Annotated in this window: 13 protein-coding genes, 1 pseudogene and 1 riboswitch; of the genes and pseudogenes, 6 read left to right on the forward strand and 8 right to left on the reverse strand. The window is 64.5% G+C overall.

Annotation, left to right across the window (positions count from 1 at the left end; translation table 11 throughout):
• The first annotated feature begins 107 nt into the window (after positions 1-107).
• The 3 genes and pseudogenes from BM315_RS03955 to BM315_RS03965 all read left to right on the forward strand — a co-directional run bounded on the left by BM315_RS03955 (position 108) and on the right by BM315_RS03965 (position 9013).
• Positions 108-7477: pseudogene (locus tag BM315_RS03955) on the forward strand (hybrid sensor histidine kinase/response regulator).
• Positions 7474-8535 (forward strand): chemotaxis protein CheB, encoded by a 1062-nt coding sequence (locus tag BM315_RS03960; protein WP_090498037.1) that lies wholly within the window; start codon positions 7474-7476, stop codon positions 8533-8535. Before BM315_RS03955 ends, BM315_RS03960 begins: the two are co-directional and overlap by 4 nt.
• Positions 8536-8542: 7 nt before the next feature.
• Positions 8543-9013 carry a chemotaxis protein CheW gene (locus BM315_RS03965; RefSeq protein WP_090498039.1) on the forward strand — a complete coding sequence of 157 codons (471 nt, stop codon included), beginning with the start codon at positions 8543-8545 and terminating at the stop codon, positions 9011-9013.
• 87 nt (positions 9014-9100) lie between these two features.
• Here the strand turns inward: BM315_RS03965 and BM315_RS03970 are convergent, their stop codons facing one another.
• The 3 genes from BM315_RS03970 to BM315_RS03980 form a co-directional block, all read right to left on the reverse strand.
• The gene (locus tag BM315_RS03970) at positions 9101-10594 is read right to left on the reverse strand and encodes an alanine/glycine:cation symporter family protein (RefSeq protein WP_090498041.1); all 1494 of its coding nucleotides are present in this window, start codon (positions 10592-10594) and stop codon (positions 9101-9103) included.
• Between the two features lie 491 nt (positions 10595-11085).
• Complete coding sequence (locus BM315_RS03975; RefSeq protein WP_090498043.1) at positions 11086-11805, reverse strand: 16S rRNA (uracil(1498)-N(3))-methyltransferase; 720 nt, start codon at positions 11803-11805, stop codon at positions 11086-11088.
• Between the two features lie 141 nt (positions 11806-11946).
• Entirely contained in the window at positions 11947-13353 is a 1407-nt protein-coding gene (locus BM315_RS03980; RefSeq protein ID WP_090498045.1) for an adenosylmethionine--8-amino-7-oxononanoate transaminase, read from the reverse strand.
• A gap of 298 nt (positions 13354-13651) precedes the next feature.
• Between BM315_RS03980 and BM315_RS03985 the strand changes: the two genes are divergently transcribed.
• Together BM315_RS03985 and BM315_RS03990 are read left to right on the forward strand one after the other, a co-directional pair.
• Entirely contained in the window at positions 13652-14197 is a 546-nt protein-coding gene (locus BM315_RS03985; RefSeq protein WP_090498047.1) for a cytochrome b, read from the forward strand.
• 64 nt (positions 14198-14261) lie between these two features.
• Positions 14262-14840 (forward strand): YceI family protein, encoded by a 579-nt coding sequence (locus BM315_RS03990; RefSeq protein WP_090498048.1) that lies wholly within the window; start codon positions 14262-14264, stop codon positions 14838-14840.
• 99 nt (positions 14841-14939) lie between these two features.
• Here BM315_RS03990 and rhlE2 read toward each other — a convergent pair whose 3' ends face one another.
• The 5 genes from rhlE2 to ahcY all read right to left on the reverse strand — a co-directional run bounded on the left by rhlE2 (position 14940) and on the right by ahcY (position 21731).
• Positions 14940-16769, reverse strand: a complete 1830-nt coding sequence (gene rhlE2, locus BM315_RS03995) for an RNA helicase RhlE2 (RefSeq protein WP_090498050.1) — start codon at positions 16767-16769, stop codon at positions 14940-14942.
• A gap of 177 nt (positions 16770-16946) precedes the next feature.
• The gene (locus tag BM315_RS04000) at positions 16947-17714 is read right to left on the reverse strand and encodes a substrate-binding periplasmic protein (protein WP_090498052.1); all 768 of its coding nucleotides are present in this window, start codon (positions 17712-17714) and stop codon (positions 16947-16949) included.
• A gap of 117 nt (positions 17715-17831) precedes the next feature.
• Positions 17832-19205, reverse strand: coding sequence for a nucleotide 5'-monophosphate nucleosidase PpnN (gene ppnN, locus BM315_RS04005; protein WP_090498054.1), 1374 nt, complete (start codon positions 19203-19205; stop codon positions 17832-17834).
• Between the two features lie 176 nt (positions 19206-19381).
• Positions 19382-20227: a methylenetetrahydrofolate reductase [NAD(P)H] gene (metF, locus tag BM315_RS04010; protein ID WP_090498055.1), complete on the reverse strand. Its 846-nt coding sequence runs from the start codon at positions 20225-20227 to the stop codon at positions 19382-19384.
• Between the two features lie 97 nt (positions 20228-20324).
• Positions 20325-21731, reverse strand: a complete 1407-nt coding sequence (gene ahcY / locus BM315_RS04015; RefSeq protein ID WP_090498057.1) for an adenosylhomocysteinase — start codon at positions 21729-21731, stop codon at positions 20325-20327.
• A 22-nt stretch (positions 21732-21753) separates the two neighbouring features.
• A riboswitch (S-adenosyl-L-homocysteine riboswitch) is annotated at positions 21754-21846 on the reverse strand.
• A 139-nt stretch (positions 21847-21985) separates the two neighbouring features.
• On the opposite strand from ahcY, the gene BM315_RS04020 reads away from it, so the two are divergent.
• A complete protein-coding gene (locus BM315_RS04020; protein ID WP_090498059.1) occupies positions 21986-22606 on the forward strand; it encodes a TetR/AcrR family transcriptional regulator in 621 nt (206 codons plus the stop codon).
• The last annotated feature ends 2 nt before the right edge of the window (positions 22607-22608 follow it).

Consider the following 22608-nt stretch of genomic DNA (forward strand, 5'->3'; position numbering starts at 1 on the left):
CGTTGAAAAGCGTAGACGAGGCAGCCTGCTTTTAACCCAGCGATGGCAACGCAGGTAGTTTTTCAACAGCCTGATAAGGCAGAGCCAAGTATATGAGTGGAGTGGCTATGGGGGATCGGCACGACTATGTCGCCCTGGAATGGGTCAAAGGCGAAATCGCGGAAACCCTGAAGCAGGCGCGCCAAGCCCTGGAGGCGTACGTCGAGGCTCCGCAGGACTCGACGCGCATGCGCTTCTGCCTGACCTATGTGCACCAGGTACAGGGCACTCTGCAAATGGTGGAGTTCTACGGCGCGGCTTTGCTCGCCGAAGAAATGGAGCATCTGGCCCAGGCGTTGATGGACGGCCGCGTGGCCAACCAGGGCGAAGCCCTGGAAGTGCTGATGCAGGCCATCCTCCAGCTGCCGGTCTACCTCGACCGGATCCAGACCGCACGCCGCGACTTGCCCATGGTGGTGCTGCCGCTGCTCAACGACCTGCGCGCCGCCCGCGGCGAAAAACTGCTCTCGGAAACCAGCCTGTTTTCCCCGGACATGTCCGGGCGTGCGCCGGCCTTGTCGGTCGAGTCCATGGGCGAGTTGCGCACCGCGGAGCTGCCGGTACTGCTGCGCAAGCTGCGCCAGATGCTGCAGGTGGCCCTGGTCGGGGTGATTCGCAATCAGGATCTGCCGACCAATCTGGGTTACATGGCGCGGGTTTTCGGGCGCCTCGAGACGCTGTGCAAAGACGCGCCGCTCGGTCCGTTGTGGCAGATCGCCTCGGGTCTGGTCGAGGGCCTGGCCAGCGGTGCTGTAGTCAATAGCCCGTCGGTACGCACCTTGCTGCGCGAGGTCGATAAAGAGCTGAAACGCCTGCTCGAGCAGGGGGCCGATGGCATCAACCAGCCTGCCACCGACGAGTTGATCAAGAACCTGCTGTTCTATGTGGCCAAGGCGCCGGCGCAGTCGCCACGCATCAGCCTCTTGAAGGAGCAGTACCGTCTCGACGACGCCTTGCCGGACACCGAGGTCGTCGATGAGGAGCGGGCCCGTCTGGCCGGCCCGGATCGCAACGCCATGCGCTCGGTGGTCGGCGCGCTGTGCGAGGAGCTGGTGCAGGTCAAGGACAGCCTCGACCTGTTCGTGCGCAGCGACCGTATTCAGGTGGCCGAGCTGGGTAGCCTGCTGGCGCCGCTCAAGCAGATTGCCGACACCCTGGCCGTGCTCGGTTTCGGCCAGCCGCGCAAGGTCATCCTCGATCAGATCGACGTGGTTCGAGGCTTGCACCTTGGCCGGCAGGCGCCGAGCGATGCCGTGCTGATGGATGTGGCCGGTGCGCTGCTGTACGTCGAAGCGACCCTGGCCGGCATGGTCGGTCCGGTCGCCGACGGTGGCCGCGAAGAGAGTCACCTGCCCACCACCGACGTGGCGCAGATTCACCAGTTGGTGATCAAGGAAGCGCGCAATGGTCTGGAGCAGGCCAAGGACGCGATCATCGAATTCATCGCCTCACAGTGGAATCACGAACATCTGGCGCGTGTGCCGGCGCTGCTGACCCAGGTGCGTGGCGGCCTGGCGATGATTCCGCTGGCGCGTGCCGCGGAGCTGCTCAATGCCTGCAACCGCTACATCCAGGAACAGCTGCTGGCGCGCAAGGCCGTGCCGAACTGGCAGAGCCTGGACACCCTGGCCGATGCCATCACCAGCGTCGAGTACTACCTCGAGCGTCTGGCCGAAGATCATGGCAGCCAGGGCGACCTGATTCTCGATGTGGCCGAGGAAAGTCTGGAAAGCCTCGGCTATCCACTGAAAGAAAAACCTTCGATTATCGAGCCGCCAGAGCCACGGCAAGCAGAGTTCGCCCCCCTGGCCGATCCGCTGGATGACATCGAAGTACTGGCCGATGAGCCGGCGGCGTCTCTCGAGCCTATTGAGCCGATAGCCGAACAGCCGCCGGTGCGGGTCGAGCCGGCACCGCCAGAGGAGCTGAGCGCCGAGTTCGCCGAGCTCGGCGCTGTTGCGGCCGAGGCCGAGCTGGCGGATGACGGCTGGAGCCTGGAGCCACTGCAGGGCGATGCGCTGACGTTCGAGCCACAGGCAATCGAACCCTTTTCGACTCTCGACCTCAGCGAAGAGCCACAAGTGCCGTTGTCTGCCCCCAGCAGCGATACCATGCAACTGGACGGCATGCCGCTGGAAGAACCGAGCCTGGACGGGCTGAGCAGCCATGCTCAGTGGGATGAGGTCGAGTTGGCGTCGCTGGGTGTGCCCGAGGTCGAGCTGCCGAGTGCATCGCCAGTGATCGATGAGCCCGCTGCCGACAAGCCGCTGTCGCTGGCCGATGTCATGGCCGCACCGTTGCAGGCGATCAATCCGCCGGCTCACGATGTGCCGCCCAGCTTGCTGCCGCCGCCGGCCGATGAGGAGCCGGTCGACGAAGAGCTGATGGAAGTGTTTGTCGAGGAAGCCGGCGAAGTCCTGGAAACCATCGGCGTGTTTTTCCCGCAATGGTGCGCCGACACGACCAGCAACGAGGCCCTGGTCGAAATCCGCCGGGCCTTCCACACCCTCAAGGGCAGTGGCCGCATGGTGCGGGCGCTGGTGATCGGTGAGCTGGGCTGGTCGATCGAGAACCTGCTCAACCGGGTACTCGACCGCAGTATCCAGCCCGTTGCCGAGGTGCTCCAGGTGGTCACCGATGTGGTCGCGCTGATGCCGGCACTGGTCGATGAATTCTCTGCTAAAGCCCAGCGTCAGCGTGACGATGTCGACCTGCTGGCTGCCACCGCGCATGCGCTGGCGAAAGGCCAGAGCATGGCGGCCGCTGCCCCGGTTATCCCGCCTGCGGACGAAGCCGCGGCGGTCGCGGCAGGCGCCGAACAGGTCGACGTGCTCGACGGCGAGCCCCTCTATGGAGAACCCCTCGATCCGCAGCTGTTGGAGATTTTCCGTAACGAGGCGGAAACCCACCTCGATACCCTGGTCGGCTTTCTTGCCGATTGCGCGCAGGAACTGCCAAGGCCGGTTACCGACGATTTGCAGCGAGCCTTGCACACCCTCAAGGGCAGCGCCTATATGGCCGGAATTCTGCCGGTAGCGGAGATAGCCGCGCCGCTGGAGAAAATGGTCAAGGAGTTCAAAAGCAACCTGATCCCCATGGATCTGGGCGAAGCCGAATTATTGAGTGCAGCCGAGAAGCTGTTCCGCCTGGGCCTGGAGCAACTGGAGACTCAGCCTCTGGCGTCTCTGCCCGGTGCCCCGGAGTTCCTCGAGCGAACGCACAAACTGCATCAGGACCGCCTCGATGCCGCGCAAAACAGTCGTCAGAGCGAGAGGGGTGAAACCCGCGATCCGCAGCTGATCAGCATTTTCCTCGCCGAGGGCATGGATATCCTGCTGGATGCCGAGGCGTTGCTGCGGCGCTGGCGTGAGCATCCGTCCGAGCGTCAGGAACTGAGCGCCTTGCTGGATGAATTGACGACTCTGGGGCGCGGCGCGGAGATGGCCGAGCTGCCGCAGATCGACGAGCTCTGTGAAGCCCTGCTCGACCTTTATGGTGCGGTGGAAGAGGGCAGCCTGGCGGTCAGCGAGCGTTTCTTCGGTGAGGCCGAGCAGGCGCATGAAGCCCTGATCGGCATGATGGATCAGGTGGCTGCCGGCTTGCAGGTCAGCGCCGAGCCGGCGCGGGTCGAGGCGTTGCGTGGTTTGCTCGCACAGGCACTGGATCCGCGGGCCCTGGCTCTGTTGTCCGCGCAAGGTCAGGCGGGCCTGGAGGTCGTCGAGCTGGATGCCGCCACCAGGGCGCTCGAGCAGATGCCCTGGGCGCAGGAAAACGAGGGCGAGACGGCCACGGCAATTGAGCTGCAGATCGATGAGGACACCGGCGTCCTGACCGAGTCCGAACCTGCTGCATCCTCTGGCACGTCCTCTGGTTATGAGGCGCTCGATGCAGAGATGGTCGAGATCTTTCTCGAGGAGGCCGTGGACATCCTCGAAAGTGCCGGCCAGGCGTTGCAGCGCTGGTGTGCCGAACCGGACAACAAGGCCGCGCTCTCGTCCCTGCAACGTGATTTGCACACCCTCAAGGGTGGCGCACGGATGGCCGAAATCCGTCCGATCGGCGACCTCGCCCATGAGCTGGAGTCCTTGTACGAAGGTCTGGTGGATCGGCGCTTCAGCCATTCCCCCGCGCTGGCCGCCCTGCTGCAGCAAAGCCATGACTGCCTGGCCATGCAGCTGGAGCAACTGCAGAGTCAGGCCGAACTGCAGCAGCCGCACGAACTGATCGAGGCGATTCGTCGCTTCCGCCAGGGCGGAGGTACACAGAGCTTGCCTGCGTCGGCGCCGGCCCCAGAGACTGACCCCGAAGCCGAAGCCGAAGCCGAAGCCGAAGCCGAAGCCGAAGCCGAAGCCGAAGCCGAAGCCGAAGCCGAAGCCGAAGCCGAAGCCGAAGCCGAAGCCGAAGCCGAAGCCGAAGCCGAGCCGAGCATGAGGTTGAGCGCGAGCTGTTGGCGTTGCTGCAAGGCGAGGACGAGATCGAACCGGCGGCCGACGCTGATGAGTCTGAGTCGCTGCCAGTCGAGCCGCCGGCGCCGGCCGACACCCTGGCAGCGCCAGGCGCTGCTGGCATGCCCTCGACAGCTGCGCTCGAGGAGCAGCCCGACCAGGAACTGGTGGACATCTTCCTCGAGGAGGGTTTCGACATCATCGACAGTTCCGGCGCGGCCCTGCAGCGCTGGGTGGACGACGTCGACAACAGCCTCGAGCTGGAGTCGCTGCAGCGCGACCTGCACACCCTCAAGGGTGGTGCGCGCATGGCGGAGATCCGCGAAATTGGCGACCTCGCCCATGAACTCGAATTCCTCTACGAAGGGCTCTGTGATGGTCGCCTGCGCCCCGGTCAGGAACTCTTCACCCTGCTCCAGGCATGCCAGGATCGCCTGGCCGAGATGCTCGACGCGGTACGTGGCAAACGCAGGGTGCCGGATGGCGATGCGCTGATCGAGACGATCAAGCATTTTCGCGCCAACCCGGATCAACAACTGAGCATGCCGTCTGCGGTGCAACTCAAGACGCTAGCGGAAAACCAGGAGCCGGAGCAGGACGATGACGAATCGGACATCCTCGACATCTTCCTGGAGGAGGCCGACGACCTGCTGGAAGCCATGGAAGCAGCCATGGGCCGCTGGGACGAGCAGCGCGACGATGTTGTCGCGGTCGATGACATGTTGCGCGTTTTGCATACCCTCAAGGGCGGTGCCCGGCTGGCCGGGCAGAACCGCCTGGGCAACCTGACCCATGACCTCGAGTCGCACCTGAGCGAGGCGCTGCTGCAAGGCGCACCCTGGCCGGAAAGCCTGTTTCTCGATGTGCAGTCGGGTTTCGAGGGGCTGCAGAAAGAGCTCGATCAATTGCGTCAGCGTCTGCAGGCCAGTCTGGCGGCGGAAGACGGTGCGGCGGCGCTTGTCGAGCCGGCTCAGGTGTACGGCCTGGCTGCACCCATAGTCGCGGCCAGCGACCTGCCGGCCCGCGAGCGGGCGGCCAAAGTCCTGCCGTTCGTGCGTCGCGCCCAGGAGGCGGCGCAGGACGCCGCCGCCCGGCGTGCCCCGCAGGAGCTGGTCAAGGTGCCGGCGGACCTGCTTGAAGGCCTGGTCAACCTGGCCGGCGAGACCTCGATCTTCCGCGGTCGGGTCGAGCAGCAGGTCAGTGATTTCGGTTTCACCCTGAGCGAGATGGAAGCGACCATCGACCGTGTCCGCGATCAACTGCGCCGCCTCGATATCGAGACCCAGGCGCAGATCCTCAGCCGCTACCAGGCCGAGGCCGAGCGAGCCGGTTACGAGGATTTCGATCCGCTGGAAATGGACCGCCACTCACAGTTGCAGCAGCTGTCGCGCGCATTGTTCGAGTCCGCCTCCGACCTGCTCGACCTGAAAGAAACCCTGGCCATGCGCAGCCGCGACGCGGAAACCCTGTTGCTGCAACAGGCGCGGGTCAATACCGAGTTGCAGGAAGGCCTGATGCGCACCCGCATGGTGCCCTTCGAGCGGCTGGTGCCGCGGTTGCGGCGGATCGTCCGCCAGGTCGCCGGCGAGTTGGGCAAGCAGGTCGAGTTCGTCCTCGGCAATGCCGACGGCGAGATGGACCGCAGCGTGCTCGAACGGATTGTCGCGCCGCTGGAGCATATGCTGCGCAACGCCGTCGACCACGGCATAGAATCGGCCGAGGTGCGCCGCGCCGCGGGCAAGCCTGCGCACGGCACCATCCGCCTGAACCTCGGCCGCGAGGGCGGCGATATCGTCCTGACCCTCAGCGACGATGGCGGCGGCATCCGGCTCGATGCCGTGCGGCGCAAGGCCATCGAGCGTGGCCTGATGGACGAGGAGTCGGATCTGAGCGATCACGAAATCCTCCAGTTCATTCTCGAGGCCGGTTTTTCCACCGCCGCGGCGGTCACCCAGATCTCCGGGCGTGGCGTCGGCATGGATGTGGTGCATTCGGAGGTCAAACAGCTCGGCGGCTCCATGAGCATCGACTCGACGCCGGGCGAGGGAACCCGCTTCTCCATCCGTCTGCCGTTCACCGTGTCGGTCAACCGTGCGCTGATGGTGCTGTCGGGCGAAGACCTGTATGCCATTCCGCTGAACACCATCGAAGGCATCGTGCGGATTTCTCCCTACGAGCTGGAAGCCCTCTACGAGCAGAGCGCCGCGGGCACGGCGGATACGCCACGCTTCGAGTACGCCGGCCAGGCCTACGAGTTGCGCTATCTCGGCGATCTGCTGAATAACGGTCAGCAACCCAAGCTGGTCGGCCAGAGCCTGCCGTTGCCGGTGATCCTGGTGCGTTCGAGCGAGCACGCGGTGGCGGTGCAGGTCGATTCCCTGGCCGGTTCCCGCGAGATCGTGGTGAAGAGCCTCGGCCCGCAGTTCGCCGGGGTGCACGGCATTTCCGGGGCGACCATCCTCGGCGACGGTCGGGTGGTGGTGATTCTCGACCTGCTGGCCACCATCCGCGTGCTGCATGCGCACCTGCTCAACCAACTGCATCCGCGCCTGCCCGGCCACACGGCGAGCGCCGCGGAAATCGAGGCGGATCGGCCGACCCTGGTCATGGTGGTGGACGACTCGGTCACCGTGCGCAAGGTCACCAGCCGTCTGCTCGAGCGTAACGGCATGAACGTATTGACCGCCAAGGACGGCGTGGACGCCATTTCCCAGTTGCAGGAACATAGGCCCGACATCATGTTGCTGGACATCGAAATGCCGCGCATGGACGGTTTCGAAGTGGCGACCCTGGTGCGTCACGACGAGCACCTGAAAGACCTGCCGATCATCATGATCACCTCGCGCAGCGGCGAGAAACACCGCGAGCGAGCGCTGGCCATCGGGGTCAACGAATACCTCGGCAAACCCTATCAGGAGTCGTTGTTGCTCGAAAGCATTGCCAGGCTGGTGGATCGCCACCCGGTGGATCGCGGCCCGGGTACGCCAACATGACGGAGCACTCTGTGGCACGCATTGCGGTCATTGCCGACACTGCCCTGCAGCGCCATGTGCTGCAGCAGGCGTTGACCGGCAGTGGCTATCAGGTGGTGTTCAATAGCGATCCGGCCCGTCTGGATGAGGCGACCCTGGCGGCCTGCGAGACCGATCTGTGGCTGGTCGACCTGACCCAGGCCGAGGATTTCCCTCTGGTCGACAACCTGATGGAGAACGCCAGTGCCCCGATCCTGTTTGGCGAAGGGCATGCACCGGAGCGGCATTCGGAAAACTATCCGCGCTGGGAGCGCCGCCTGTTCGGCAAGTTGAAGAAACTGATCGGCGACCCCTCGCAAGCGGTTGGGCCCAGCCTGCAGGCGTTACTGGCCGAGGCGCAGCGGCCGGCGCGCCTGGAGTTGCCGCAGGTGCTCGCGGATACGCCGCTGGTGGTTGGCGAGCCGGCGCGGCAGGTCTGGTTGCTGGCCGCCTCGCTCGGCGGTCCGGCGGCGGTCAAGGCGTTCCTCGACGCCTTACCCGGCGGTTTGCCGGTGGGCTTCGTCTATGCCCAGCATATCGACCCCAGTTTCGAGTCGGCGCTGCCGCAGGCGGTCGGCCGGCATAGCCAGTGGCGCGTCAATCCGGTGCGCAATGGCGATACGGTACGTTGTGGCGAGGTGGTGGTGGTGCCGATCAGCCGTGAGCTGGGTTTCAGCGACGCAGGCGCCATGCAGGTCGGCGAACGCGCCTGGCCGGAACCCTACAGCCCGTCGATCGATCAGATGATGCTCAATCTTGCCCAGCAATTTGCCGGGCTGTGCGGCGTCATCGCCTTCAGTGGCATGGGCAGTGATGGCTGTGCGGCGGCCGCGTACGTGCGGCGTCAGGGTGGGGCCATCTGGACCCAGCGTGGCGACAGTTGCGCCTGCCCGAGCATGCCGGAGAGCCTGCGCGAGGGCGGTTACAGCAGCTTCAGTGGCGACCCTCGGGAGCTGGCCGCAGGACTGGTCAATCATCTGGCCGAGCAGTGCCGTGCAGCCGAAGCGCGGCAACCCACACCACAGATAACTGGGGCATAGCCTTTTCATGAGCCAAGTCGTAGCCACCCCCAATACCGTCAACAGCCTGACCGCCCTGTTGGTGCCGCTGGCCGACCGCAGCCTGTTGCTGCCCAACGTGGCGGTCGCCGAACTGGTTGCCTATCGCACGCCGCAAGTCGGTGCCGGCATGCCGGCCTGGTTCCTCGGCCAGATTGGCTGGCGTGATCTGAGTCTGCCGCTGCTGTCCTTCGAGGCGGCCTCCGATGGCCAGGTGCAGGTCGGTTCCGGCGCGCGGGTGGCGATCCTCAACGCCCTCGGCGGCCGCGCCAAGGTCAAGTTCATCGCCCTGTTGGTCCAGGGCATCCCGCGCTCGGTAAGGGTCGGCGCCGAGCTGCTGCGCGCCGATGTAGCGCTGTCGCCGCTGGAGCTGGACGCGGTGCTGATTGGCGAGGATGTACTGAAGATTCCCGACCTGATCGCTCTGGAGCAGAAGCTCGAGGATCTCGGGCTGATCTAACCGGCGCCGGCCAAAACAACAAAGCCCCGCCTGTCGAGCGGCCCCGGTCGGGGCCGTCCGGCAGACGGGGCTTTTTATTTCAGCGTGTTAGCGAGCGCTTTCGGGCTGCGCACCGGCGAGCGGTGCATCCGCCGTAGCCGGTTCGCTGACGGGCTGCTTGCCGGTCCAGAAGTCGGCGTTCTTGATGCCGAGCTTCTCCGGATCGAAGACCGGGTCCAGGCCCAGCTTCTTCTGCGCCTCGTAGTCCTTCAGGCAGGTGTAGGCCACCTTGTGCATCAGCAGGATGGCACCGATGTTCAGCCAGGCCATCAGGCCAACGCCGAGGTCGCCCAGGCCCCAGGCCAGGTCGGCGGTCTTGACGGTGCCGTAGACGGTCGCCGCGATAATGCCGAACTTCAGCAGCGGGGCCAGCCAAGGACGATCTACCTTGCGGGTGAGGTAGGCGATGTTGGTTTCGGCGATGTAGTAATAGGCGAGGATGGTGGTGAAGGCGAAGAAGAACAGGGCGATGGCGACGAAGTAGGAGCCGAAGCCCGGCATGATATTTTCCATCGCGTTCTGCACGTAGCCGGGGCCGGCGGCGACGCCGGCGATGCCAGTGAACAGCGCTTCACCGTCGGCGCCCTGCACGTTGTACTGGCCGGTGATCAGCAGCATGAAGGCGGTGGCGGAGCAGACGAACAGGGTGTCGATGTAGACCGAGAAGCCCTGGACCAGGCCCTGTTTGGCCGGGTGGCTGACGGCCGCGGCGCTGGAGGCGTGCGGGCCGGTGCCTTGGCCGGCTTCGTTGGAATACACGCCGCGCTTGACCCCCCACATGATGGCTTGGCCGAGGATAGCGCCGAAGCCGGCCTCCAGGCCGAAGGCGCTCTTGAAGATCAGCGCGATCACCTCAGGCAGTTGCTCGATGTGCAGCATGACGATGACGCAGGCGACGATGATGTAGCCCAGCGCCATGAAGGGCACGACGACTTCGGTGAAGGAGGCGATGCGCTTGATTCCACCGAAGATGATCATGCCGAGCATGATTGCCAGCACCGCCGCGGTGGTGTTGGGGTGGATGTCCATGGCGTTCTGCAAGCCGGAACCGATGGAGTTGGCCTGGACGCCGGGTAGCAGCAGGCCACAGGCGAAGATGGTGACGATGGCGAAGGTCACCGCGTACCACTTCATGCCCAGGCCTTTCTCGATGTAGAACGCCGGGCCGCCGCGGTGCTGGCCCCGCACCTCTTCCTTGTACACCTGGCCGAGGGTGGACTCGATGAAAGCCGAACTGGCGCCGAGGAAGGCCACCATCCACATCCAGAACACCGCACCCGGGCCACCGAAGGTGATGGCGGTGGCGACCCCGGCGATGTTGCCGGTGCCCACGCGCCCGGCGAGGGTCATGGTCAGCGCCTGGAAGGAGGTGATGCCATGGCTGTCGGTACGGCCGGCGAAAATCAGGCGGGCCATCTCGCGGAAGTGGCGAATCTGCAGGAAGCGGCCGCGCAGGGTGAAATACAGGCCAACGCCCAGGCACAGATAAATCAGTGCCGGACTCCAGACGAGGCCGTTGAGGTAATTAACCAGATCGTTCATTGGGGGGAATGCTCCAAGTGCCGGTGACGGTTGCCTGAACTCTTGTGGAGTGCAGCGCCGGCTCGGCTTGTTATGGGAGTTGTGAATCGTTGGCGCGATACGTGCCGATACGATAGTTGGGGCGTCCTGCCGCCGCATGGGTTGGGCAGGATGCGATACGTAAGCAAAAAGCAGGCCGTTTTGAAGGATTCTTCTAGCGTTATCGGAGATTTGCGCGCGTTAGAAAAATGACCTGAAAAAGGTCGCGAAAAAGAAGCTTTATGACGTGTTTCAGATTGTTACAAGAGCTTGCTCTGTGAGCGTTTTTTCATCTAAGCCAGGCTTCTGGCACAGCCGTGCCGGGCCTCTAGATCAGGGGTTTCCGGCGGTAACACCGGCCCCGCGCGGGTGCGCCCGTCAGGCACCCGTGGTGCGCTGGTGTTACCTCGGGCGAGCGAGTCGAGAGGCGATCATGATGGGGCGGCAAAGGGGCCGAGGGGGCGTTATTGCGCCTAGAAATCGCCCCAGAGCTGTTGGGCGACAGACAGCGCCACCACTGGGGCAGTCTCGGTGCGCAGCACCCGGGGGCCCAGGCGGGCGGCATGGAAGCCGGCGTTTTGCGCTTGCGTCACTTCGGCATCCGCCAAGCCGCCTTCCGGACCGATCAGAAAGGCCAGCGACTGCGGTTTGCCGTGGCTGGCCAGCGGCTCGGCCACCGGATGCAGCACCAGCTTCAACTGCGCCTCGGTCTGCTCGAGCCAGTCGCCCAGGCCCAGCGGCGGGTGAATCAGCGGAATCACCGAGCGGCCGCACTGTTCGCAGGCGCTGATCGCCACCTGGCGCCAATGGGCCATGCGCTTGTCGGCGCGCTCGTCTTTCAGGCGCACCTCGCAACGCTCGCTGACAATCGGGGTGATGGCATTGGCCCCCAGTTCGCTGGCCTTCTGGATCGCCCAGTCCATCCGCTCGCCCCGCGACAGGCCCTGGCCCAGGTGGATGTGCAGCGGCGACTCGGCCAGGCCGGCGAAGGTTTCACGCAACTCGACGCGCACCGCCTTCTTGCCGACCTCGATCAGCTCGCCGAGAAACTCGTTGCCGCTGCCGTCGAACAGCTGCACGGCATCGCCGACCGCATGCCGCAGCACGCGACCAATGTAGTGGGCCTGGGTTTCCGGCAACTGATGCTGGCCGAGCGAGAGCGGGGCGTCGATAAAGAAACGGGATAGGCGCATAGGAGGCGAACCTGGGACAAAGGCGAAAATTCTAGCCGTAGGGTGCGCCGTGCGCACCGCTTTCCGTAGGGTGGATGACGCTCTTTTCATCCACCGCAGTAGCGCAATGGTGGATGGGGGAAGCGTCCACGATTCACGTCGTCAGCCCGGATCGCGAAAGTCCGGATACTGGGTATTGCCCACGGCCACGCTGACCGAATTGCGCGTGGCGATATCGATGCCTTCGCTGGCCACCTCGGCGAGGAAGTCGATCTGCTCTTCGCTGATCACATAGGGCGGCAGGAAATACACCACGCTGCCCAGGGGGCGCAGCAGGGCGCCGCGTTGCAGGGCGTGCTGGTAAACCTTGAGACCGCGCCGCTCCTGCCAGGGGTAGGCGGTCTTGCTCGCCTTGTCCTGGACCATTTCGATGGCCAGGGCCATGCCGGTCTGACGCACTTCGGCGACATGCGGGTGATCGGCCAGGTGCGCGGTGGCGCTGGTCATGCGCGCGGCCAGGGCCTTGTTGGCCTCGATGACGTTGTCCTGCTCGAAGATGTCCAGGGTCGCCAGGGCCGCGGCGCAGGCCAGCGGATTGCCGGTGTAGCTGTGCGAATGGAGGAAGGCGCGCAGGCTGGTGTAGTCATCGTAGAACGCCTGGTAGATGCGGTCGGTGGTCAGGCAGGCGGCCAGTGGCAGATAGCCGCCGGTCAGGGCCTTGGACAGGCAGAGGAAGTCCGGGCGGATGCCGGCCTGCTCGCAGGCGAACATCGTGCCGGTGCGGCCGAAGCCGACGGCGATCTCGTCGTGGATCAGGTGCACGCCGTAGCGGTCGCAGGCCTCGCGCAACAGCCTGAGGTAGACCGGGTGGTACATGCGCATGCCGCCGGCGCCCTGGATCAGCGGCTCGACTATCACCGCGGCGACCTCATGGCCGTGCTCGGCCAGGGTTCGCTCCATATGGGCGAACATGGCCCGCGAGTGGGCTTCCCAGTCCATGCCGTCGGGGCGGAAATAACAGTCCGGGCTGGGCACCTTGAGGGTGTCCAGCAACAGCGCCTTGTAGGTGTCGGTGAACAGGGCGACATCGCCCACCGACATGGCGGCGATGGTTTCGCCGTGGTAGCTGTTGCTCAGGGTGACGAAGCGCTTCTTCGCCGGCTTGCCGACATTCAGCCAGTAGTGAAAGCTCATCTTCAGCGCGACTTCGATGCAGGATGAGCCGTTGTCGGCATAGAACACCCGGTCGAGGCCGGCCGGAGTCAGCTTGACCAGGCGCTCGGACAACTCGATCACCGGCGCATGGCTGAAGCCGGCGAGGATCACGTGCTCCAGTTGGTCGACCTGATCCTTGATGCGTTGGTTGATCCGTGGGTTGGCGTGACCGAACACGTTGACCCACCAGGAGCTGACGGCGTCGAGGTAGCGCTTGCCGTCGAAGTCCTCCAGCCAGACCCCTTCACCGCGCTTGATCGGCACCAGGGGTAGCTGTTCGTGGTCTTTCATCTGGGTACAGGGATGCCAAAGCACATTCAGGTCGCGCTGCATCCAGTGGTCGTTCAGGCTCATCGAAACAGTCTCCCAGTCATCAACGGCAAGCCTATCAGATGCCTCCCTGCCCATGTGCGTCACTGTCGGCCGGCTCGCGAGCGCGGCAGTGCCGGTTATCCGCTCCGGAATACCGCTGGTAGGCGTTGGCTGAACTTCTGGTAAGCCGGGCGAACCAATTTCGTTGGGGAAAAATTCCAGGTTTACACATCGTATTTCCCGATATTTCAAAGCGAAAAATTCCGCTTTTATTCGATAGATTTGCCGCTACCCTTGCCGGATCATTTTTTTGTCGAACTTTTTGTGCGGAGCCTTTCCGATGCAGTGGCGCAACACCTCCTCTCATTACGGCTTGATCAGCATCGCCTTGCATTGGCTGGTGGCGATGGCGGTCTTTGGTCTGTTCGGGCTGGGCTACTGGATGGTCGGCCTGGATTACTACAGCAGCTGGTACAAGACCGCGCCGGACCTGCACAAGAGCATCGGCATCCTGCTGTTCGTGGTGCTGATCGGGCGCATGCTCTGGCGCTGGATCAGCCCGCCGCCGACCAGCTTGCCCGGGCATGACCGGCTAACCCGCCTGGGCGCCCGGTTCGGCCACGCCTTCCTCTATCTGGGCTTGTTCGTGTTGATGCTCTCCGGCTACCTGATTTCCACCGCCGATGGCCGGGGTATCGGGGTGTTCGGCTGGTTCGAGGTGCCGGCGACCATCACCAGCATTCCCGGCCAGGAAGATGTGGCCGGCCTGGTGCATGAATACCTCAGTTGGGCGCTGGTGATTTTCGCCGGTATCCACGCCCTGGCCGCAGTGAAACATCACTTTCTCGATCGTGACCGCACCCTGGTCCGCATGTTCGGTCGCTGACAGCCTTTCTGGCGCGTGGAATGACCCGCGTGCCGATTTACCCAAGCTCACAAGGAGAATGCCCATGTTGCAGAAAACCCTCGTCGCCCTGGCTCTCGGTTCCGCGCTGCTCGGCGCGGGCCATGCCACGGCCGCCGACTACGCCATCGACAAGCAAGGCCAGCACGCTTTCGTCAATTTCAAGATCAGCCATCTGGGTTACAGCTGGTTGTACGGCACCTTCAAGGACTTCGACGGCAGCTTCAGCTTCGACGAGAAGAACCCGGAGGCCAGCAAGGTCAATGTCAGCCTCAACACGGCCAGCGTCGACACCAACCACGCCGAGCGCGACAAGCACATTCGCAGCGATGACTTCCTCAGCGTCGGCAAGCACCCGACGGCGACCTTCGCCTCCACTTCGGTGAAATCCACCGGCGCAGGCACGGCCGACATCACCGGCAACCTGACGCTCAACGGCGTGACCAAGCCGGTGGTGATCGCCGCCACATTCATCGGCCAGGGCGATGACCCCTGGGGCGGCTACCGTGCCGGCTTTGCCGGCAGCACCAGGCTCAAACTGAAAGATTTCGCCATCGAGAAGGATCTCGGTCCGGCATCTTCGGAAGTCGAACTGATCATCTCGGTAGAAGGCGTGCGCCAGTAAGCCCAAGCCCGTAGTGCAGAACGCCGACGGGCGGCGTTTTTGCCTGCGTAGATACGACAACGCCGACCCTGGGGTCGGCGTTGTCGTTAACGGTGCTGCTTAGCTGTCGCGGTTACGCGTCAGCAGCGCAGGTTTCTCGCCGCGCGGCCGACTGCTCGGCAGCTGGTCGAGCTGCTCGGGGGTGGGGAAGCGCTCGGTGTTGCGCGAACCCTTGTGCACGATCACCGGCTGCTTGTCGCGCGGGCTTTTTACCGCACCCTCCTGGCGCGGCAGTTCATCGCGGTTGAGCGACGTGGTGATCTCGCGCGAGTCACGCGGCGGCCGGGCGCGGCCGGAGCCATTGCGCCCGCCAGCACCCTGGCGCTTGCCTTGGCCGCCGGCACCCGCGCCGCTGCGCGGGTTATTGCCGGGTGTCCGCGGACCCTGGCCAGCACCGTTGCCGGCGCCCGAAGCAGGCGCACCGGGCCGACGGCCACGGTTCTGCTGCTTGTTCTGGTGTGGGCTGACATAGTCGGCCCGATTACCGAAGTTATCGATTTCGTCGTCGCGGAATTCATCCGGCGCCCGATCCGGCGGCAGGGCGGGTACTGCCGGCGCGGCGGCGCGGCCGGTCTGTGCCGCGCGTGGCTGCTGCGCACGGCCGGCCTGAGGCTTGGCCTTGCCGCTGTCCTTGCCCTTGTCCTTGCGCCCGCCGCCGTGGCGTTCGCCTGCCGGCTTGGCGCCGCGGGGCTGGCGTGGCTTCTGCGGTTCGCGCACTTCCGGGCGCTCGGCCTCGACCGTGCTGGCGTCGAAACCGAGCAGGTCGCCGTCGGCGATCTTCTGCTTGGTCATCCGCTCGATGCCCTTGAGCAGCTTTTCTTCGTCCGGCGCGACCAGCGAGATCGCCTCGCCGCTACGGCCGGCGCGGCCCGTGCGGCCGATGCGGTGGACGTAGTCCTCCTCGACATTCGGCAGTTCGAAGTTGACCACATGGGGCAACTGGTCGATATCCAGGCCGCGGGCGGCGATATCGGTGGCGACCATGATCCGTACGTTGCCGGCCTTGAAGTCGGCCAGGGCCTTGGTGCGGGCGTTCTGGCTCTTGTTGCCGTGAATCGCCACGGACGCCAGGCCGTGCTTGTCGAGGTACTCGGCCAGGCGGTTGGCGCCGTGCTTGGTACGGGTGAACACCAGCACCTGTTCCCAGGCGCCGGCGCTGATCAGGTGGGCGAGCAGGGCGCGCTTGTGGCTGGCCTGCAGGCGGAAGACCCGCTGTTCGATGCGCTCGACCGTGGTGTTCGGCGGCGTGACCTCGATGCGCTCGGGGTTGTGCAGCAGCTTGCCGGCCAGGTCGGTGATGTCCTTGGAGAAGGTCGCCGAGAACAGCAGGTTTTGACGCTTCGCCGGCAGCTTGGCGAGGACCTTCTTCACGTCATGCACGAAGCCCATGTCGAGCATGCGGTCGGCTTCGTCCAGGACCAGGATTTCCACGTGGGACAGATCCACGGCACGCTGGCCGGCCAGGTCGAGCAGGCGACCGGGGCAGGCCACCAGGACGTCGACGCCCTTGGCCATGGCCTGCACCTGAGGGTTCATGCCGACACCGCCGAAGATGCAGGTGCTGACGAATTTCAGGTCACGGGCATAGACCTTGAAGCTCTGGTGGACCTGGGCCGCCAGTTCGCGAGTGGGGGTCAACACCAGCACGCGCGGTTGTTTCGGGCCGTGGCGGTGCTCGCGATCCGGATGACCGTTGGGGAACAGCAGTTCGAGGATCGGCAAGGCGAAGCCGCCGGTTTTACCCGTCCCTGTCTGGGCGGCAACCATCAGGTCGCGGCCTTGCAACACGGCGGGAATGGCCCGCTGTTGCACCGGGGTGGGTTGGGTGTAGCCCGCTGCCTCGATGGCGCGGACTAAAGCCTCGGAGAGACCGAGGGAGGCAAAGGACATGAGTAATCCTGTCTAGTGAGGGCGAGGCCCTATGGGGTGTATTGCCTGACTTGAATCGCGCTTGGGGGGCGCAATCCCGTCCGGTACTGCTGGCCTCTGGGGACTAGCATCCGGGCGCAAGCCTGGCGGGAAGGCCGGAGTATAACAGAGCAATGCCCTTGTGCAGCGTTCGCCTGCTTAATGGTTAGCCGGCGTGCTCGGGGCCGGATCGTTGTAGCGCGCCTGCAGGGCCGCATAGGCAGGCTCGCGCTTGAAACGGCGCAATTCGCTGGCGAAGCGCCGGGCCAGTTGCGCATGCCCGGCAGTGCGGCGCAGCCCCAGGTACATCCGGTCGCGACTGATAACCCGGGGGTGCTGGCGGACCTGGTTGTCCAGGCCGGCCTGGGCCAGGGCAAAGTGGCCGCTACGGCGGTCGTTGATCACCAGGTCGACCCGTTTGCGCACCAGTTTGCCGAAGTTGGCTACATGGCTGGGGGCCGGCTCGCGGGCGAACAGTGCGGACTCGCGAAAGGCCCGGTTGCTGTACCAGTAGCCGGCGGAGACACCGATTTTCAGCCCGCGCAGATCGACGAGGCTGTGGAATGGATAGGGGTTGGCCCTGGCGTAGAACAGCACGAACTCGACCTGTGACAGCGGCTCGTGGGGAAACAGCATCGCGGCTTCGCGCTCCGGGGTGCGGAAGATGCCCAGGATGCCGTCGGCCTGGCCCTGCTCCATGGCCAACAGGCAGCGCCGCCACGGCAGCAGTTGCCATTCGACCTCGACGCCCAGGCGTTGCAGGACGGTGTGCGCGGCTTCGTAATCGAGGCCGCGCAGTACGCCGTTGTCGTCATGGATATAGGGCGGCCAGGCTTCGCTGACGATGCGCAGCGGCTGAGCCTGGGCTGCGAGACCCAGGCAGGCGAACAGTAGGGCGGCGATTAATTGGCGCTGTAATAATGGCATTGCGCCAGATTACGCGGGCGGCACGGCGCTGCAAAGTACCCCGTTGGTCTAATTCTCGTGGCGACTTCATGCGCGCAGGATTCAGCGCGCCTTCCGGGGAAAGCGCGCCGCACCTGCTCAGGTCGCCAGTTTGTAGCAGGGCACATAGGCCGTGTTGCCCGGCAGCTTCATTCGATGCTGGTCGACGAAGGCCTGCAGCAGGCGATCCAGCGGCAGCATGATGTCCCGGTCGCCGATGATCTCGTAGGGGCCGTGTTGTTCAATCCGGCGGATACCCTTGTCCTTGACGTTGCCGGCGACAATACCCGAGAACGCCCGGCGCAAATGCGCTGCCAGTTCATGCACCGGCTGATTGCGGGTCAGTTTGAGGCTGGCCATGTTTTCGTGGGTGGGCTCGAAGGGGTGCTGGAAGCTCTCGTCGATGGTCAGCAGCCAGTTGAAGTGGAAGGCGTCATTCTGCTTGCGCCGGTACTGGGTGACCTCATGGATGCCTTGCGCCATTTCTCGGGCCACCTGGCCCGGGTCATTGATGATGATCTTGCAGCGCTGCTGCGCCTCGGCGCCCAGGGTGGCGCCAATGAATTCATGCAGCTGCTCGAGGTAGGGCGTGGCTTTCTTCGGCCCGGTCATGATCAGCGGGAAGGGCAGGTCGCGATTGTCCGGGTGCATGAGGATGCCGAGCAGATACAGCAGCTCTTCGGCGGTGCCGGCGCCGCCGGGGAAGATGATGATGCCGTGGCCGACGCGGACAAAGGCCTCCAGGCGCTTTTCGATATCCGGCAGGATCACCAGTTCGTTGACGATCGGGTTGGGCGCTTCGGCGGCGATGATGCCCGGTTCGGTCAGGCCCAGGTAGCGTCCGCCGACATTGCGCTGCTTGGCGTGGGAGATGGTCGCGCCCTTCATCGGCCCCTTCATCACGCCGGGACCGCAGCCGGTGCAGATATCCAGGCCGCGCAGGCCCAGTTCATGGCCGACCACCTTGGTGTATTTGTACTCTTCGGTGCTGATCGAGTGGCCGCCCCAGCACACCACGATTTTCGGCTCGACGCCGGCGCGCAGGGTGCGGGCGTTGCGCAGCAGGTGAAAGACGTAGTCGGTGATGCCCTTGGAACTGTTGAAATCCACCCGCTTGTTTTCCAGCTCGCTCTGCGTGTAGACGATATCGCGCAGCGCGCTGAACAGCATTTCCCGGGTGCTGGCAATCATCTCGCCGTCGACAAAGGCATCGGCGGGGGCGTTGAACAGCTCCAGGCGAATGCCGCGATCCTGTTGCAGGATGCGGATCTCGAAATCCGGGTAGGCCTCCAGGATGGTCTTGGCGTTGTCGCTGTGCGAGCCGGTGTTCAGAATTGCCAGGGCGCACTGGCGGAACAGTGCGTAGACGCTGCCGGAGCCGGTCTCGCGCAGTTGCTGGACTTCGCGCTGCGACAGGGTCTCCAGGCTGCCTTTGGGGGTGACGGTGGCGTTGGTGGTTTTTCTTGCGACCATTGCGGCGCTCCATGGTTGTGTGGCCGCGCAAGCCGGGCCTGGCCGATTGTGCGGTCGAGTCGAGGCGTTGGGCTGCCCGAAAGGGTGCAGTTTCCGGCATCCGGTGACCGCTGCGGATCGGCCAGGGCCGCTACCCGCCGGTGGCGGGCGCGGCCTCGGGCATCGCGCGGCAGCTGCTAGCGGGGTAGCTTGAGGTTGTTCCAGATCGCCAGGCTCGGTTCCGCCAGGTTCATGCTGTAGAAGTGCAGACCCGGTGCGCCGCCTTGCAGCAGGCGTTCGCACATCTCGCTGATCACCTGTTCGCCGTAGGCGCGGATGCTGTCGCTGTCGTCGCCGTAAGCTTCCAGCTGCTTGCGTACCCAGCGCGGGATCTCGGCGCCGCAGGCGTCGGAGAAGCGCGCCAGCTTGCTGTAGTTGGTGATCGGCATGATGCCCGGCACCACCGGGATATCCACGCCCAGCTTGCGTATCCGTTCGACGAAGTAGAAGTAGCTGTCGGCGTTGAAGAAGTACTGGGTGATCGCGCTGCTGGCGCCGGCCTTGGCCTTGCGCACGAAATTGGCGATGTCGTCCTCGAAGTTGCGCGCCTGCGGATGCATCTCCGGGTAGGCGGCGATTTCGATGTGGAAGTGATCGCCGGTCTCTGCGCGGATAAAGCTGACCAGTTCGTTGGCGTAGCGCAGCTCGCCGCTGGCCATGCCCATGCCGGACGGCAGGTCGCCGCGCAGGGCGACGATGCGCTGGATTCCGGCATCCTTGTAGATGTTCAGCAGCTCGCGCAATTCGGCCTTGGAGTCGCCGACGCAGGACAGGTGCGGCGCGGTGCTCACGCCTACCTCGTTGTTCAGCTGCAGCACGGTATTCAGGGTGCGGTCGCGGGTCGAACCGCCGGCGCCGTAGGTGCAGGAGAAGAAGTCCGGCTGGTAGGCGGCCAGCTGGCGTGCGGTGTTCAACAGTTTTTCATGCCCGGCTTCGGTCTTGGCAGGGAAGAACTCGAAGCTGTAACGGTGTTCTTGGCTCATAAAGAGTTTCCACATTCGTAGGGTGGGTTAGCGCCGCAAGCCATTGAGCCAAGGCTCACTAAGGTTTCTGCGCGGCCCGACCCACCCTGCTGTCTATTTAGTAACGATAGGCGTCCGGCTTGAACGGGCCTTCCTGGGTGACGCCGATGTACTCGGCCTGCTGCTTGGTCAACTGGGTGACCACGCCGCCGAAGCCCTTGACCATTTCCAGCGCCACTTCCTCGTCGAGCTTCTTCGGCAGCACTTCCACGCACAGGCGTGCGGCCTTCTGCGCGGCGGGCAGCTCGGCGAACTTCTGGCCGAACAGGAAGATCTGCGCCAGCACCTGGTTGGCGAAGGAGCCGTCCATGATCCGGCTCGGGTGGCCGGTGGCGTTGCCCAGGTTGACCAGGCGGCCTTCGGCCAGCAGGATCAGGTAGTCGTCGTTAAGCGGATCGAGATCCTTACCGGTGCGGTGGATCTTGTGCACCTGCGGCTTGACCTCTTCCCAGGCCCAGTGCTTGCGCATGAAGGCGGTGTCGATTTCATTGTCGAAGTGGCCGATGTTGCACACCACGGCGCGCTTCTTCAGCGCCTTGAGCATGTTCGCGTCACAGACGTTGACGTTGCCGGTAGTGGTCACGATCAGGTCGATCCTGCCCAGCAGGGCCGCGTCGACGCTGGCCTCGGTGCCGTCGTTCACGCCGTCCTTGAACGGCGAGACCAGCTCGAAACCGTCCATGCAGGCCTGCATGGCGCAGATCGGGTCGACTTCGCTGACCTTGACGATCATGCCTTCCTGGCGCAGCGATTGTGCCGAGCCCTTGCCCACGTCGCCGTAGCCGATCACCAGCGCCTGCTTGCCGGACAGCAGGTGGTCGGTGCCGCGCTTGATCGCGTCGTTGAGGCTGTGACGGCAGCCGTATTTGTTGTCGTTCTTGCTCTTGGTCACCGAGTCGTTGACGTTGATCGCCGGGACTTTCAGGGTGCCGGCCTTGAGCATGTCGAGCAGGCGGTGCACGCCGGTAGTGGTTTCCTCGGTGATACCGTGGATCTTGTCGAGCATCGCCGGGTAGCGCTCGTGGATGATCTGGGTCAGGTCGCCGCCGTCGTCGAGGATCATGTTGGCGTCCCACGGCTGGCCGCCGGTCAGGATGGTCTGCTCGATGCACCACTCGTACTCGGCTTCGGTCTCGCCCTTCCAGGCGAATACCGGGATGCCGGCGGCGGCGATGGCGGCGGCGGCCTGGTCCTGGGTGGAGAAGATGTTGCAGCTCGACCAGCGCACTTCGGCGCCCAGGGCGATCAGGGTCTCGATCAGCACGGCGGTCTGGATGGTCATGTGGATGCAGCCGATGATCTTCGCGCCCTTGAGCGGTTGCTCGGCGGCATACTTGCGGCGCATGCCCATCAGGGCGGGCATTTCCGATTCGGCGATGATGATCTCGCGGCGGCCCCAGGCGGCCAGGGAAATGTCGGCGACCTTGAAGTCATTGAAACCGGCAGGCGTCAGTACAGCGCTCATAATGAGTTCTCCATTCGTTTGCGTCGAATGGGCGCCGTTGATGCGTATGGTTAACGCCCCATCCGAGCCTGACAAAACCCTGTGGGCAGGGTTTGCTGCAGCGCCCCTCGGACAGGTGGCGGGAGCGACCGGGCCGTGCCGGTCGAGTGAAACCCGGCGATTATAGCGATGCCGGGCGCCAAGCCCAAGGCTTTCCGTCGCCCGCGATGGACGTGGGTGGTAGCCTTGGCTCATTCCGCCGCAATGGACCGAACATGGGCAATCACAAGAGCGAGATTCGTCGGCGCAACGTCGACAAAATCCTTCTGGCCGCCGAGCAGGTCTTCGCCGAGAAGGGCTATGCCGGCACCGCCATGGCCGATATCGCCGAACAGGCCGGGCTGCCGCGTTCCAACCTGCACTATTACTTCAACACCAAGGACGACCTCTACCGCGCGGTGCTGCTCGGCCTGCTCGAGGTGTGGAAGCAGGACGCGCTGTGCTTCGAGATGTACGACGATCCGCGGGTGGTGCTGAGCAGCTACATCCGCGCCAAGATGAACCACTCGCGCAGCCGCGCCCATGGTTCCAAGGTCTGGGCCGACGAGATCATCCACGGTGCGCCCATGCTCGGCGCGAGCCTGGATGACAGCCTGTACAACTGGGCGAAGATGAAGGAAGCGAAGATCCGCCAGTGGGTGGACGACAAGCGCATCCTGGCAGTGGAGCCGTCCGCATTGCTCTATATGATCTGGGCCTCGACCCAGCACTACGCAGACTTCAGCCACCAGGTGGCGATCCTCAATGATCACCAGGCGCTGTCGGATATGCAGTTCGAGCGGGCGTTACAGACGGTGACCGGCGTGATCTTGCGCGGGATCGGGCTGGAGCCTTAAAC

Source organism: Pseudomonas borbori (assembly GCF_900115555.1).
Lineage (GTDB): Bacteria > Pseudomonadota > Gammaproteobacteria > Pseudomonadales > Pseudomonadaceae > Aquipseudomonas > Aquipseudomonas borbori.